This window comes from Paractinoplanes durhamensis (assembly GCF_016862175.1).
GTDB classification, from domain to species: Bacteria; Actinomycetota; Actinomycetes; order Mycobacteriales; family Micromonosporaceae; genus Actinoplanes; species Actinoplanes durhamensis.
This window is the reverse complement of record NZ_BOML01000050.1, coordinates 170284-183693: the sequence shown is the minus strand read 5'-3', so window position 1 is coordinate 183693 and position 13410 is coordinate 170284. Positions and strand designations below refer to the sequence as shown.

Annotated in this window: 11 protein-coding genes; 4 read left to right on the top strand and 7 right to left on the bottom strand. The window is 72.5% G+C overall.

Going from position 1 to position 13410, the window contains the following annotated elements:
• Nucleotides 1–2 precede the first annotated feature (2 nt).
• The 3 genes from Adu01nite_RS30945 to Adu01nite_RS30935 all read right to left on the bottom strand — a co-directional run bounded on the left by Adu01nite_RS30945 (nucleotide 3) and on the right by Adu01nite_RS30935 (nucleotide 7205).
• Nucleotides 3–851, bottom strand: coding sequence for an SDR family oxidoreductase (locus Adu01nite_RS30945; RefSeq protein ID WP_203731993.1), 849 nt, complete (start codon nucleotides 849–851; stop codon nucleotides 3–5).
• Nucleotides 852–1007: 156 nt separating this feature from the next.
• Nucleotides 1008–2396, bottom strand: coding sequence for a WD40 repeat domain-containing protein (locus Adu01nite_RS30940; RefSeq protein WP_203731991.1), 1389 nt, complete (start codon nucleotides 2394–2396; stop codon nucleotides 1008–1010).
• Nucleotides 2397–2486: 90 nt separating this feature from the next.
• Complete coding sequence (locus tag Adu01nite_RS30935) at nucleotides 2487–7205, bottom strand: PDDEXK-like endonuclease domain-containing protein (protein ID WP_203731989.1); 4719 nt, start codon at nucleotides 7203–7205, stop codon at nucleotides 2487–2489.
• Between the two features lie 62 nt (nucleotides 7206–7267).
• Here Adu01nite_RS30935 and Adu01nite_RS30930 point away from each other — a divergent pair, with 62 nt between their 5' ends.
• Nucleotides 7268–7546 (top strand): TspO/MBR family protein, encoded by a 279-nt coding sequence (locus tag Adu01nite_RS30930; protein WP_203731987.1) that lies wholly within the window; start codon nucleotides 7268–7270, stop codon nucleotides 7544–7546.
• Here Adu01nite_RS30930 and Adu01nite_RS30925 read toward each other — a convergent pair.
• Nucleotides 7537–8526, bottom strand: a complete 990-nt coding sequence (locus Adu01nite_RS30925; protein ID WP_203731985.1) for an oxidoreductase — start codon at nucleotides 8524–8526, stop codon at nucleotides 7537–7539. The two genes, Adu01nite_RS30930 and Adu01nite_RS30925, sit on opposite strands and share 10 nt — an antisense overlap.
• Before the next feature lie 62 nt (nucleotides 8527–8588).
• Here Adu01nite_RS30925 and Adu01nite_RS30920 point away from each other — a divergent pair, with 62 nt between their 5' ends.
• Nucleotides 8589–8951: a MerR family transcriptional regulator gene (locus Adu01nite_RS30920; RefSeq protein WP_203731983.1), complete on the top strand. Its 363-nt coding sequence runs from the start codon at nucleotides 8589–8591 to the stop codon at nucleotides 8949–8951.
• Here Adu01nite_RS30920 and Adu01nite_RS30915 read toward each other — a convergent pair.
• Complete coding sequence (locus tag Adu01nite_RS30915) at nucleotides 8926–9366, bottom strand: nitroreductase/quinone reductase family protein (protein WP_239132818.1); 441 nt, start codon at nucleotides 9364–9366, stop codon at nucleotides 8926–8928. The two genes, Adu01nite_RS30920 and Adu01nite_RS30915, sit on opposite strands and share 26 nt — an antisense overlap.
• 120 nt (nucleotides 9367–9486) lie before the next feature.
• On the opposite strand from Adu01nite_RS30915, the gene Adu01nite_RS30910 reads away from it, so the two are divergent.
• A complete protein-coding gene (locus Adu01nite_RS30910; protein WP_203731981.1) occupies nucleotides 9487–10713 on the top strand; it encodes a hypothetical protein in 1227 nt (408 codons plus the stop codon).
• Here Adu01nite_RS30910 and Adu01nite_RS30905 read toward each other — a convergent pair.
• A complete protein-coding gene (locus tag Adu01nite_RS30905; protein WP_203731980.1) occupies nucleotides 10680–11402 on the bottom strand; it encodes an SDR family NAD(P)-dependent oxidoreductase in 723 nt (240 codons plus the stop codon). The two genes, Adu01nite_RS30910 and Adu01nite_RS30905, sit on opposite strands and share 34 nt — an antisense overlap.
• A gap of 95 nt (nucleotides 11403–11497) precedes the next feature.
• Between Adu01nite_RS30905 and Adu01nite_RS30900 the strand changes: the two genes are divergently transcribed.
• Nucleotides 11498–12337, top strand: coding sequence for a LysR family transcriptional regulator (locus Adu01nite_RS30900; protein WP_203731978.1), 840 nt, complete (start codon nucleotides 11498–11500; stop codon nucleotides 12335–12337).
• 277 nt (nucleotides 12338–12614) lie between these two features.
• On the opposite strand, the gene Adu01nite_RS30895 is transcribed toward Adu01nite_RS30900, so the two are convergent.
• A complete protein-coding gene (locus Adu01nite_RS30895; protein WP_379138728.1) occupies nucleotides 12615–13211 on the bottom strand; it encodes a DUF4360 domain-containing protein in 597 nt (198 codons plus the stop codon).
• Nucleotides 13212–13410: the final 199 nt, after the last annotated feature.

The window sequence follows — 13410 nt, the reverse complement described above, 5'->3', positions numbered from 1 at the left end:
GATCATCCTCCCAGCAGGGCCTTCGGGTAGTGGCGGCGCAGGTTGGCGGCGCTGACCCGGTCGAGGGTGCGGTCGGGCAGCAGGCGGGCCAGCCGGGTCAGCAGGGCGGCGTCCCGGCCGATCGGGTAGCGGGTTCGTGGCCTGCGGGCGGTCACCGCCTTGGCGATCGTCCGGGCGGCGGCCTCGGCGGTCAGGCCGGAGGCGGTGCCGGTGGACATCAGCGTGTTGATCGCCTGGACCAGGTCGCCGTAGCGCTCGTCCTGTTCCGGGGTCATCCGGGCGGCCAGGTGATTCGCCGTGGCCACCCCGCGGGTGGCCATCTCGGTGCGGACGCCGCCGGGTTCGATCACGATCACGTGTACGCCCAGGGGTTCCACCTCGCGGCGAAGTGCGTCGCTGACCGCCTCCAGGGCGAACTTCGCACCGGCGTACGCACCGTAGGTCGGCATCGCCAGCTTGCCGCCGATCGAGCTGATGTTGAGCACCCGGCCCCGGCTGCGCAGCAGCGCGGGCAGCAGGACCTGGGTCACCGCGATGTGGCCGAACAGGTTGACCTCGAACACCCGCCGCCACTCGGCCATCGGCAGGGCCTCGACCGGGGCGTTCACCTGGATGCCGGCGTTGTTGATCAGCGCGTGCAGCGGCCGCGGGTCGGCGGCGACCCGCTCGGCCAGGGCCGCCACATGATCGGCGTCGGTGATGTCGAGGATGACCGGCTCGATGCCGGGGGACCGGGGAACGTCGCGGCGGACGCCGGCCAGGACGTGGAAGCCCTGGCTTGCCAGCTCATGGGCGGTGGCGGCGCCCATGCCGGTGGAGGCCCCGGTGACGACGACGAGCTTCTCGGTCATAACTCGGCTCCTTTATACGACAACCTGTCGGCAAGATTACGACAAGGTGTCGCGAAAAGCGAGCCGATGCGGACGGCGCTGGGCGCGGAGGTGCCGGCCGCGGCGACCCGGACGGCCGGTGCGAAGGTGGGACTACGACGGTGGCGATACGCGGCCCTAGGCGGACAGCGCTCCGTCGGCGCCCAGGGCCAGGATCACCATCTCGCCGTGGTGGTCGGTGGCGGTCAGGCGGTGGTCGTCGAGGCGGGTCAGGGCGGCGATGCCGTAGCCGAACTCGCCGATCAGGCGTGGGCCGTTCGGCATGTCGGTCCAGTCCAGGGTCCAGGTGAACAGGCGGAAGTCGTGCGAGGCCGCCACCACCACCGGAGTCTCGGGGGAGCCGAGTACCGCGACCGCCTTGACCGGCTCCGGTGCGTGCAGGGTGATGCCGCGTTCCACCGCCAGATCGTTCTCGGTCACCAGCATCACCCGCACGGCCCGGTGGGCGGCCGAGACGATCACCCGGTCGCCGACCGCGGCGATCGCGGTCACCCGGGTCTCGTGCTCCCACAGCGGGTGGCGTTCGCCGGGCGGGCCGGCCGTCACGATCCGGCCGGTCGCGGCGGCCGCGCCGCCGCGGAACGGGGCGCTCGGCTCCGGTGGTGCCTGGCTGGGGCCGGGGCCGAGGGGCTGGCCGGTCGACTGGACGAGCAGCTGGGGGCGGCCGCTGAAGGCGGCCGTCACGACCGTGCCGCCGGCCGCGGCCAGCGATCGCGGCCACAGGCGGACGTCCGTGTGCCGCCACTGCGGGCGGCCGGACGTGTCCAGCGCGACCAGCGCCGGGTCGTAGGTGCCGGCGATCAGGCTGCGGCCGTCGGTCGACCAGGTGACGCCGCGCAGCGGGGTGTCGCCGAGGCGGACCGAGCGGATCGGCCGCAGCGTGCTGTCGAGCAGTTCCAGCGAGCCGTCGTCGCCGGCCAGGGCCAGGGTGGTGCCGTCGGGGGACCAGGCGCAGTCCTCGACCGTCGCGGCCGGCAGGTAGGTGATGCGGCCGGGGTCGCGCCACAGGTCGCGGACGGCGACCAGGCGGTCGACGCCGACCGTGGCGACCAGGCCGTGCGGGGAGACCGCCAGGCGTACGCAATCGGCGAGCTCGCCCAGGTAGGTCTCGCCGAACGCGTTCCACACCGCGGCCCGGGACTCGCCGATCTGGCAGATCAGGTGCTGGCCGTCCGGCATCCAGGCCACCGACGTGACCGGGCCGGGGTGTCCGGACAGGACCTTCATCTGGGACGGCGGGCGGTCGTCGACCACTCGCCACACCGCCGCGGTGCCGTCGGCGGCGCCGGTCGCGAGGAGGTCGGCGGCGGCCGGGTTCCAGGCGACCGACAGCACCGCCGCACGGTGACCGAACTCGGTCACCATCGCCGGCCGCGCGGGGTCCGTGGTGTCCCAGACGATCACGCTGCGGTCGTGCGAGCCACTGGCCAGGCGCCCGCCATCGGCCCGGAGAGCTACGCAGCTGACCGGGGCGGCGTGCGCCGGCCCCCCTGTTCCGACCGTCACCCGGACAATGCTGGACATCAACTCTGCGTGAGTCAATACAGTCGACATCAAAGATCAATGAGTAAAGTGTCGGCAGTTCGACAAGAGGCCTCAGGACACCGGCAGCAGCTTCAAGAGGTCCGGTTTGTGGCCCGGTGCGCGGGCGGGCAGCGACGTGTCGGCGACGGCGTTCTCGATGGCGGCCCGCAGGCGAGTCTCCTCCTCGGCCCGGTCGCGGTACCAGGCGGTGCCCCACACCCGGTACAACCGCCAGCCGAGCCCGTCGAGGACCTCCCCGCGCAGCCGGTCGCGGTCCCGGGCGACCGGGCTCGAGTGGTACATGGCGCCGTCGCACTCGATGCCGATCGCGTACACCTCGCCCTCGTGCCCGGGGTGCAGCACGCCGAGGTCGATCCGGTAGCCGCCCGACCCGATCCGGGTGTGCACGGCGTAACCCCAGGACTCGACGGCCGCCCGCACCGACTCCTCCAGCGCGCCGCCGGTGACGGCCGCCGCCGACGAGGGGGCGCCGCCGCGTTCGGCGAAGTCGAGGTACGCGGCCAGGTGCCGGACGCTCTCGTTGGCGCTGTCCGGGATGTCCCGGGCGCGGATCGAGGAGACGATCTCCACCCGCTGCCGGGCCCGGGTGATCGCCACGTTGAGCCGCCGCCACCCGTTGGGCCGGCTGAGCGCGCCGAAGTTGGTGCTGATCCGCCCCTGTTCGTCGTGCCCGTAGCCGATCGAGAAGATCATCACGTCGCGCTCGTCGCCCTGCACCGATTCGAGGCTCTTCACGAAGAACCCGTTGAGCCGGTCGCCGTCGAGCAGCGCGGCCAGTGCGGGGTGCTCGGCGACCGCCGTCTCCAGCGCGGCCTCGATCGCGTCGGCCTGGGTCACCGAGAACGTGACGACGCCGAGCGACAGGTCGGGCCGGGCGGTCAGCGACGCGACCACCCGCTCGGCGACCACCGCGGCCTCGACCGGGTTGTCCCGGCCGGTGCCGCGCCGGTAGACGCCGGCCGCCGGGATCAGGTGCACACCGGCGTCGGGGCTGTGCTCGTCGGCGGCCGGGAAGGTGACCAGCCGCCCGCCGTAGAACGCCTGGTTGGCGAAGGCGATCAGCGCCTCGTGCCGGCTGCGGTAGTGCCAGGCCAGGCCGAGACTGGGGAACGCCCCGCACGCCTTGGCCAGCTCCAGGATGGACTGGAAGTCGCTGACGTCGGTGCCGCCGTCGCGGTCGGCGACGGTCTCGAAGAACGACGTGGGCGGCAGCTGCTTGTCGTCGCCCGCGGCGACCAGGGCGGCGCCGCGGTAGATCGAGTTGATCGCGTCGGCCGGGGTCACCTGGGACGCCTCGTCGAAGATCACCACGTCGAAGCCGATGTCCGGCGGAAGGTACTGACTCACCGCGAGCGGTGACATCAAAAAACAGGGCTTCATGGCGAGTACGGCGGTGCGGGCCCGCCCGATCAGATCCCGTACGGCGAGGTGGCGGGTCTCCTTCATGCCTTCCCGCCGGAGCAGGGCCGTCTCCTCGGCGGGCAGGTTCGACTCGCGCCGTTCGCGCAGCACCGTGGCGATCCGGGCCGGGGCGGACGCGACCAGGTCGCGGTCGTGCCGGCGGAACTCGTCGACGAGGTGGCTGCGCTCCTCGGCGCGCACCGGGTGCAGGCGGCGGTCGCGGTGCAGCACGTCGTCGGCCCAGGCGCGCAGCACGGCCCGTTCGAGCACCGGCCGCAGCCGCTCCGGCGGCACCTGTTCGCTCGCGCAGAACTCGACCGCCGCGTCCAGGCCGAACCCGGACAGCACCTCGCGCGCCGCCACGTGGCTGAACCATTCCTCCTGGCCGCTGGAGTCCTCACGCAGCTCCCGCAGCAGGGCGGGCCCGCGCTCGTAGTCTTCGAGCGACTCGACCAGCGCGGCCCGCCGGGCGGCCCCGAACGCGGCGGTCACCGCGTCACGGGCCTGCGTCCAGGCGGCGGCCTTGGCGGCAAGCCCGTCGGCGGGCCGGCTCGCCGCGAGGGCGGCGGCCTGCGCGGCGGTGAGCGGCTTCTCGGCGCTGCCGGTGGCGAGCTGCCGCGCCTTCTCCGCCCAGTCGATGGCAGCGGTCTCGGTGTTCTCGTCGTCGGCGCTCTCCGCGCCGAGAGAGCCGGCGGCATCGACGACGGCCTGCCGCAGGGCGGCAAAACGTTCGGCGCCGGCCAGATCAAGGGTGCGGCCGGTGGCCTCGTCGTACGCGCTGACCAGGCGGGCGGTGGCGGACAGCGGAGCCGCGTTGGCGCGCAGCCAGGCGATCGCGTCCCGGACGCCGGCCTGGGCCAGCTCGGGCCGGGCGGCCGGCTCCGGCGCCGGCCGCAGCGTGGACTGCCAGCGGGCGATCGCGGCCGACACCGCGGCGGCGGCCCGCAGCAGAGAGTCGTCCGGCACCGGCGCGCAGACGTGGTCGATGACCGCGGGCACGGCCTGCGGCGGGGCCCAGCGCAGCAGGTCGGCGGCGACCTGCAGAGCCTCGTTCAGGGCGGCGAAGTCGGTGGTGGCGCCGCGCCAGAACCGGCCGAGGACGGCGGCGTGCTCCTGTTCGAGGGCGGCCAGGTCGCGGCGGGCGGCCCGCCAGGCGACCGCGGTGCCGAGGTGCGCGACCGCGTCGGAGGAGGACATCGAGGGCAGCGCGAACGCGGCCACCGCCTCGTAGTCGCGGCGATAGGCCCCGAACAGCTTGCGGAACAGCCCGCGATGCACCCGGGTGAGCCGGTCCGCGAGTTGTTCGACGGGTTGGTCGAGGATCGCCTCGCGGAAGTAGAGCCGGGCCTGCCCCTCGGCCGCGGTCAGCGCTTCGACGCCCTGGCGCAGTGCGGCCACCGCGGTGTTGGCCTTGGCGAGCACCCCCGCCCCGAACCAGTACGGCTCTGGCCGGTTGGCCCGCCCGCCGAGCTCGCAGAGCGCAAGAACCCGGGCGACGTCGTTGAACGTGCCGGCCGCGGGCAGGGTCAGCGCGGCGGTGATCTTGCTGACGTCGCGGAGCCGCTCCTCGAGGAGGGTGGCGTCGTCGTCGAAGCGGCGGGTCAGCCCGGCGGCGGCCTCGGCGGTCAGCGGCCCCGGGTCGACCGCGGCCGGCCGGGTCTCGGCCCGCTTCACGGCGGGCACGTCCTCCGGCGCGGGAAGGTCGTCCCACCCGACCCCGGCGGCGGCCCGGACGGCGTCCCGGGCCTGCCGCACCCCGGCGAGCCGGCGCCCGCGCTCGGTGGCGGCCTTGCGCACCGGCCGCAGACTGGCCGCGGTCAGCCACGCGTCGTCGACCCCGGCCGGGCGGCCGGCAGCATGCGCGGCCAGGGCGGCGAGCGCGGCCGCACCGGCCGGCCGGGTCAGGCCGAACGCGGCGGCGAGCGCGGCGTTGCGCCCGGCCGCGCCGGACAGGTCGCGCAGCGCGTGCTCGGCCCGCTGCAGCCGGGCGTCGAGCGGGTCGTGCTCGGTGACCTCCCGCCAGGCGAAGTCGTCGCCGAGCGCGGCTGGCCGCCAGGACCGGGCCAGCCGGTCGGCGGCGTCGCGGACCTGCCGCAGGGTGTCCGGGGTGAGGGTGGCCGGTTCGGGCGCGGGTGCGGCGGGCACACCGGCGAGCTGCGCGCAGCGGCCGAGGATGTCGTGCAGGCTGGCACCGAGCGGTTCGCGTACCTCGTTCATCGCCTCGGCGTACGCGGAAAGCCCCTCGCGGGAAGCCAGCGCCGCACCGACCGTGCGCGCCGCCGGCGTCGATGGCGGAATCGGCGGCTCGTCGAGCGCCGCCGCCAAACCCCGTGCGACCTCCTTGCGGGTGGCCTTGTGGCTGTGCAGTTCGAGGAGGTAGCCGCCGAGACCGGCGTCGCCGAGCCGGTTGCGCACCACCTCGAGCGCGGCCGCCTTCTCCGAGACGAACAGAACCCGCTTCCCGGCGTGCAGCAGGCAACCGATCATGTTGGCGATGGTCTGCGACTTGCCGGTGCCGGGCGGGCCGTCGAGCACGAAGCTGTGCCCGGCGGTGGCCGCGGCGATGCCGGCCCGCTGGGACGCGTCGGCGTCGAGGACCAGCGGCATCTCCTCGGGCGGGGCGAGCCGGTCGACGTCGGCGGGTGCGATCGGCTCGAAGCCGGGGGAGCCGTCGACCAGGGCCAGGTTGCGGATCACCGGGTGGTCGAGGATGCGGTCCTCGTTGTCGTGCAGGTCCCGGTACATCGCCTCCTTGTGGAAGCTGAACGTGGACAGCAGCACCGTCTCGTCGACCCGCCAGCCGTCCCGCCCGGCCGTCGCCGCCCGCACCCGGGTCAGGAACTCGGCCAGATCCAGGGTGTCGAGCGAGTCCACGGTCGGCAGCTCGATGCCGAGCAGACGCATCCGCAGCACCAGAGCCGGGTTGACCACCGGGTCGTCGTCGCGGCCGCGCAGCCTGGGCAGGTCGGCCGGGCCGGCCGCGGTCAGCTCCACCGGCAGCAGCAGGAGCGGGCTGACATACGACGAGTCCTCCGCCCAGTGCAGCATGCCGATCGACAGGTGCAGCGCGTCCACGCCGCGGTCGAGGAAGTCCTGCCGGGCCTTACGCATCAGCCGCCGCAGCACCGTGCCGAGCTGGTTGGAATCCAGGCCGGTGCGGAAGAACTCGCCCTCGCCCGCGAAGCCGTGCTCACCGCCCGAGCGCAGCGCGCCGACGATCACCCCCGGCGGCGGCCCGGCGATCTCCACCATGCCCGTCTCGGACCGCCGGAAGTTGATCATCCGGTTGCCGGCGTCGAGGTTCACCAGGCCGTCGCGCCAGGCCCGCAGGGCGGCCCGTGTCGACTCGGTGGCGGTTTCGGGCGTCATATACCGATTCCAGCAAGCGCGGGGATGATTCCGCTGGCGATTCGCGGGAAAGGACGAAACTTATGAGTACGCGCTGGCTTGCCTACACCGCCTCGGCGGCGGCCGTGACCGCGACCGCCGTCGCCGGTTCGACCGCGGTGAACACCGGAACCCGCTGGTACCGCACCCTCGAAAAGCCGCCCTGGCAGCCGCCGTCGTGGGCGTTCGGCGCGGTCTGGACGCCGCTCTACGCGAGCATCGCCTGGGCCGGCGGGCACGCCGTGCTGCGCACCCGCGGCGCGGCCCGGCGCGAGGTGATCACCGCGTTCGGCGCGTCGATCGCCCGGCGTAATCAGAGGTAGACGTCCTCGTCGGCCTTGTCGTAAGGCCGGATCTCCGACTCGCGGCCGGTGGTGGCCAGCTTGGCCCAGTCCGGAGTGCCGAGCAGGACTCGGCCGAGCGCGATCAGGTCGGCGTCGTGTTTCTCGAGCTCCGGCAGGCGGTCCCGGTCGAGGCCGATCGAACCGACCGTGATCGCCGGCAGGCCGGTGAGGCGCTTCGCCCAGCCCGCCAGGTTGGCCGGGTCGCCGTCGAAGGCCGGCTCCCAGAAGCGGCGCTGCGACGCGTGCAGCACGTCCGCGCCCGCCTCGGCGAACGCACCGAGGATCACCGCCAGCTCGGCCGGGGTCTCGGCGATCCGGGCCGCGTAGTCGCGCTCCTTGAACTGGGAGAAGCGCACGATCAGCGGCATCTCGGCCGGGATGCTGTCGCGCACCGCGCGGATCACCTCGGCCGGGAACACCGCCCGGGCGGCCGCGGCGCCGCCGAACCGGTCGGTGCGGTGGTTGGTGTGCGGCCACAGGAACTCGTCGAGCAGGTAACCGTGCGCCCCATGGATCTCCACGGCGTCGAATCCGGCGCGGACGGCGGTGCGCGCGCTCTCGGCGTACGCAATAAGCAGTTGTTCGAAGTCCTTGACCTTCATCCGATCCGGGGTCCAGGCCGTTTCGGCGGGCCGGCGCTCGCTGCCGAGATGCCAGATCTGCGCGGCGATCCGGCCGCCGGCCTGGTGGACCTCGTCGGTGACCAGGCGCCAGCCGGCCTCGGCGGGACCGGGCGTCAGGCGCGGGACGTCGTCCTCGTGGCTCGCGCTCGGGTGGCCGATCAGCGCGCCCTCGGTGATGATCAGGCCGATGCCGCCCTCGGCGCGGCGGCGGTAGTAGGCGGCGTTCGCGGCCGTCGGCACGCCGCCCGGTGATCGCTTGCGGGTCATCGGCGCCATGGCGAAGCGGCTGCTGAGGGCCAGTTTGCCGAGGGTGGTGGGGGCCGCGTAGGTGTCCATGCCGGTACGGTAAAACTTCACATGGATGTGAGCTTCAAGAGTCTGTGGCGTGGGAGACATCGATGAAGATCGGCGACCTGTCGGCAGCGACCGGGGCGAGTGCCCGTTCGCTGCGCTACTACGAGGAGCAGGGGCTGCTCGCGTCCACCCGGACCGGCGGTGGCCAGCGGGTCTATCCGCCGGGCGCGGTCGAGCGGGTGTCGCTGATCCAGTCGCTGCTGGCGGCCGGGCTCAACAGCGTCACCATCGCCGACGTGCTGCCGTGCATCAGCGACTCGGCGATCCGCACGCCGTGGCTGGCCGGGCGGCTGGGCGCCGAGCTGGCCCGCGTCGAGTCGCAGATCGAGAGTCTCCACCGGACGCGGGACATCCTCGCCGGGCTGGTCGAGGAATACCGGGTCAGCCCCGCGGCGTCAGCCGGATGACCGGGATCTCCCGGTCGGTCTTGACCTGGTAATTCGCGAACTGCGGCGCGTCCTTGGTGATCTGCTGCCAGGCCGCTTCGTACTCCTCGCCGTGCAACTGCTCGGCGGTCACCGCGACCTTCGTGCGGTCGACCTCCACCGTGACCTTGTCGGGGTTGGCGCTCAGGTTGTAATACCAGGCCGGGTTGGCCGGGCCGCCGCCCGCGGAGGCGACGATGAGCCAGCCCTCGCCGGCCTTGAACCAGCGCAGCGGGCTCTGCCGTTCCTGGCCGCTCTTGCGCCCGACCGTGGTGAGAACGAGCAGCCGGCCACCCTTGCGGCGGACCCGGCCCATGGTCAGTTTGTTGGCCAGCTTGAGCAGCGCGCCGCGCGGCTGCCGGGCGCCGCGGGTCCCGTTACGGGAATCGAAGGTCATGCGGCCGACTCTGTCGCGATCCGGACCGTGCGGCAACCCCGTGGGGCGGAAACCTGGCGGAAACCCATCTCTACTACTTTGATAGACAAAGACAAGTGTCGATCTATGCGGAGGTCGATCATGGGGTGGTCTCGCATCGTGGCGGGCCTGTCCGGGTTTCTGCTGGTGGGGTTCGTCGCGGCGGCGGAGGATCCGTCCTGCGCCTGGGGCGGCGAGGTCAGCACCGACGCGGTCAACGCGCTCTTCCCGGAGAATCACGCCGCCTACTGGGCGTTCGTCTACACCATGCGGCCGGGGCTGCACGTCCGGCTGAGCGGGGAATTTCCGGACAGCCGGTTCATGTCGCTGTCGGTCTACAAGGGGGAGGGCGGCGCATTCTCGGTCAACGGGGTGGACTCCACCCTTACCGACTACGAGATCTTGCCGGATGCCGGAACTGCCAATCCTTGGCGTACGGCGGGGGCCGCGCCCGGCACCTTCACCGTGGACCTGGTCTCGTCGCCGGTCGCCGGGCAGGCCAACGTGCTGCCGCTGGCGCCGCTCGACACGCCGGACGGGGCGCTCGGCCGGCTCGTGCTGCGGGTCTATCTGCCGGCCGGCGGTGACTGGGGGACGGTGCCGCTGCCCTCGGTGACCATCGTGGATTCGTCGTCCGAACCGCTGCCGGATTGCTCCGGCGTTCGTCTCGCCGCCGATTCCCCCGCCGATATCGCCGCCGCGGATCCCGCGCCGGTGGGCCTCCTGGGCGACGGAGAGTTCGTCCGGCCACCGGCCGATCTCGGTCTGCTGCCGAACACCGACACCGGCTATCTCGCCGTGACGATGACGCCGCCGACCGGGGATCAGGTCCTCGTCATTCGCGGCCGGGGTCCCACCTCGGCCGACGGTGAACATCCCGCACCCTGGCCTCGACGCGGCGTCGACCTGCGCTACTGGTCACTCTGCAACAACCTGAACAACGCCCAGCGATCCCTGGTGGCCAACCCGCTCGCCGACGGCACGGTCGACTACGGCTGCCGCAACGACGACGAGACCACTCTCGACCGGAACGGCTTCTACACGTACGTCGTGGGCACCGAGACCCAGCGCCCACGGATCGAGGCGCTCCCGGACGTCACGTTCGTCCCCTGGTCGGCGGGGCGGCCGAACGCCCAGCACATCCTGTTCCTGCGGGACATGCTGGCGAACAGCCGCTTCGCCGAGGCCATCCAGAACGTCACCGCGATCAACGACGCCGACGGCGCCCGGGCGGTGATGCGCTCCTACTACCCGGAGACGGCGATCTGCGACCTGAGCGCCGTGCCGTGCGGCTGCTACCAGGAGATCGGGCCGTTGTCGTCGAAGTAGCCGCCGGTCGGGCCGTCGTCCGGCAGGGTGGCCAGGTGGACGGCGATCGCGGCACCCTGGGCGGGTGTCCGGATGCCGCGGAAGCCGTTGAGGTCGGTCGCCACGAAACCCGGGCAGCCGAGGTTGATCAGGATGTTCGTGTCGCCGAGCTCCTTCACGTACTGCAACGTCACCGCGTTCAAAAACGTCTTCGACGGGGCGTACGCGGCGGAGACCGGCCCGGTCGTGCCGTCGTTCGCGCCCTGCCGGGCCAGCGAGCCGACGCTGCTAGACATGTTCACGATCCGCGGCGACGACGAGCGCCGCAGCAGCGGCAGCATCGCGTTGGTGACCCGGATGACGCCGATCACGTTGGTCTCCACGACCGTGCGCACGATGTCGGCGGAGACCAGGGTCGGCTCCTGCGGGTGGCCACCGGTGATGGCGGCGTTGTTGACGAGTACGTCGAGACCGCCCCGCTCCGCGAGAAGCCGGGCCGCCGCGGCCACGCTGTCGTCGGCGGTGACGTCGAGCGGCACGCCGAACGCGTCCACCCCGGCCGCACGCAGCTTCTCCACCGCGGTCTCCCGGCGCTCGTCGTCGCGGGCGCCGACCCCGACCGCCCAGCCCAGGGCGCCGAGCCCCACCGCGATCTCGTAGCCGATGCCCTTGTTCGCGCCGGTGACCAGCGCGATCGTCTGTTCGCTCATGCTTCGATCCTGGCCGTGGCCGGGCGGCGGCTCCAACACCATCTGGGTGGGCAGCAATACCCCGCGGGTATCGGCGGTGGAGTAACTTGGCCGGAATGGAGACGCGGGAGCTTCGGTACTTCGTCGCCGTCGCCGAGGAGCTGCATTTCGGGCGGGCCGCGCGACGGCTCGGCATCGCCCAGCCACCCCTGTCCCGGGCGATCCAGCAGCTGGAGCGCCGGCTGGGGGCGGAGCTGCTGGAGCGTACGAGCCGCAGCGTCACGCTGACCGAGCCCGGCGCGGTGCTGCTGCGCGAGGCCCGGGCGGCGCTGGACGCGGTCGAGGCGGCGGAGCGCCGCACCCGGCGGGCCGCGATGCCGAACCAGGCCCTGGTGCTGGTCGCGAAGGCGGGCGCGGCCGGCGAGCTGCTGGCCAAGCTGCTCGACGCGTACGCGGCCGAGCCGGGCGCGGTCGAGGTCGACGTGCAGCTGTGCGGAATAGCCGAGCAGGAGCGGATGCTGCGCGACGGCCGCGCCGACGTGGCCCTGCTGCACCGCCCGTTCGACTCGACGGTCGGCCTGGACACCGAGGAGCTCTCGACCGAGGGCCAGATCGTGGTCCTGCCGGCCGGCCATCCGCTGACGGGTAGCCCCGGCGTGCGCCGCGCCGACATCGCGGCCCTGCCGGGCTTGCCGCTGCCCCGCTGGCCGACCGCCGACGGCACCTACCCGGACGGCCCCGGCCCCGAGGTCCGAGACCACGCCCAGCTGATGCAGCTGATCGCCCTGAGCCGCACGGTAGCGATAGTCCCCGAGTCAGCCCGAACCCAGCTGCGCGGCGACGTGGTAGCGGTCCCGCTGCTGGACGCTCCATTGGTAACCACGGTGATCGCGTGGCCCCCGCACAGCCGCTCCCGGGCCTTGGCCGGCCTGGTCCGAGCCGCCACCCGCCTGTAGGGCGTCTTGGCTCACCCGGTGTAGGTAGCGAGGAGAGAAGCCGCCGTGGGTGTCACCCGCCCGGGGCACTCGCCGTCTTGGCGCTGCTCGGCGTCTTTGTGGCCGTCGTCGAAGGCTTGCGGTCGCTCCGCCGCGGACGACCTTGACGGCCGGGTGCCAACCGATCGTCGCGACCAGGCGCGCGCCGCCGCCGGGCCGGCGCCATCCTGACCAACTGACCTATTACGTCAAGTGTGCCCGCCGTACGCCTGCACCTGGCGGGCACACTCGACGAGGGTCAGCAGCGTTTCCAGGCGACGTGGTAGACGGTGTCGAGGTTGCCGTCCGTGGAGTCCATGGTGATAAAGCTGATCTTGCGCTTGTCGGAACGGCCGGCGTTGACCCTCAGTTCGTTGTTGACGTTGAGATAACGCTTCTCGCCGCAGGGCAGGAACGACAGGGAGCTCACGCCGAAGGTGTCGGTGCGCTGCCAGTCGTCGTCGAAGGGGCCGGTGTAGTTGCGGTTGGTCTTGCTGGTGTGGCGCTCGCCCTGGAAGTAGTAGTACGACGAGTGGGTCGCCTTGGCTCCTCGTTCCAGGTGGGCGTACCCGCGGTGGTCGACGCTGGCGATGGCGTACGTGTAACCCTGCGGGACGTTGACGTTCAGGCCGAGCTGGCAGTTCTTTCGGAAGTCGGCTGCGCCGGAGTCGGCGCCGACCTTCGCGGTGAACTCGCTGTAGCTGATGGTGAACGCCTTGTTGTCCGGCGACACCGTCGCCGCGGCGGTGCCCAGCGGGCAGCCGGATCCGTTTGCCGAGACCACGTCGATGGTCATGCTTTCCTGCGGCAGTGGCGGCAGAGGTGCGGGTGGCGTAGTGGACGCGCTGGCCGTCATGGCCGTGGCTACCCCGGCGAGCGAAGTGAACAGTGCCACGGAGGCGAGGACGACTTTGCGGCTTTTACGCATGACAATGACCCTCTTTCGTCGTTGAAAGTACCGCCGTCTTGCGGCCCGGCAGGATTCCGGCCGGGCTCGCCGCAGAAACGTACGACTCGGTACCCAACGTATTCAATTCGCTTATCGCATTTTCTAC

Coding starts and splice junctions, on each gene's coding strand:
- Adu01nite_RS30945 (WP_203731993.1), bottom strand. CDS start 851: ATGACCGAGAAGCTCGTCGTCGTCACCGGGGCCTCCACCGGCATGGGC.
- Adu01nite_RS30920 (WP_203731983.1), top strand. CDS start 8,589: ATGAAGATCGGCGACCTGTCGGCAGCGACCGGGGCGAGTGCCCGTTCG.
- Adu01nite_RS30900 (WP_203731978.1), top strand. CDS start 11,498: ATGGAGACGCGGGAGCTTCGGTACTTCGTCGCCGTCGCCGAGGAGCTG.
- Adu01nite_RS30895 (WP_379138728.1), bottom strand. CDS start 13,211: ATGACGGCCAGCGCGTCCACTACGCCACCCGCACCTCTGCCGCCACTG.
- Adu01nite_RS30905 (WP_203731980.1), bottom strand. CDS start 11,402: ATGAGCGAACAGACGATCGCGCTGGTCACCGGCGCGAACAAGGGCATC.
- Adu01nite_RS30915 (WP_239132818.1), bottom strand. CDS start 9,366: ATGACCTTCGATTCCCGTAACGGGACCCGCGGCGCCCGGCAGCCGCGC.
- Adu01nite_RS30925 (WP_203731985.1), bottom strand. CDS start 8,526: ATGGACACCTACGCGGCCCCCACCACCCTCGGCAAACTGGCCCTCAGC.
- Adu01nite_RS30935 (WP_203731989.1), bottom strand. CDS start 7,205: ATGACGCCCGAAACCGCCACCGAGTCGACACGGGCCGCCCTGCGGGCC.
- Adu01nite_RS30930 (WP_203731987.1), top strand. CDS start 7,268: ATGAGTACGCGCTGGCTTGCCTACACCGCCTCGGCGGCGGCCGTGACC.
- Adu01nite_RS30910 (WP_203731981.1), top strand. CDS start 9,487: ATGGGGTGGTCTCGCATCGTGGCGGGCCTGTCCGGGTTTCTGCTGGTG.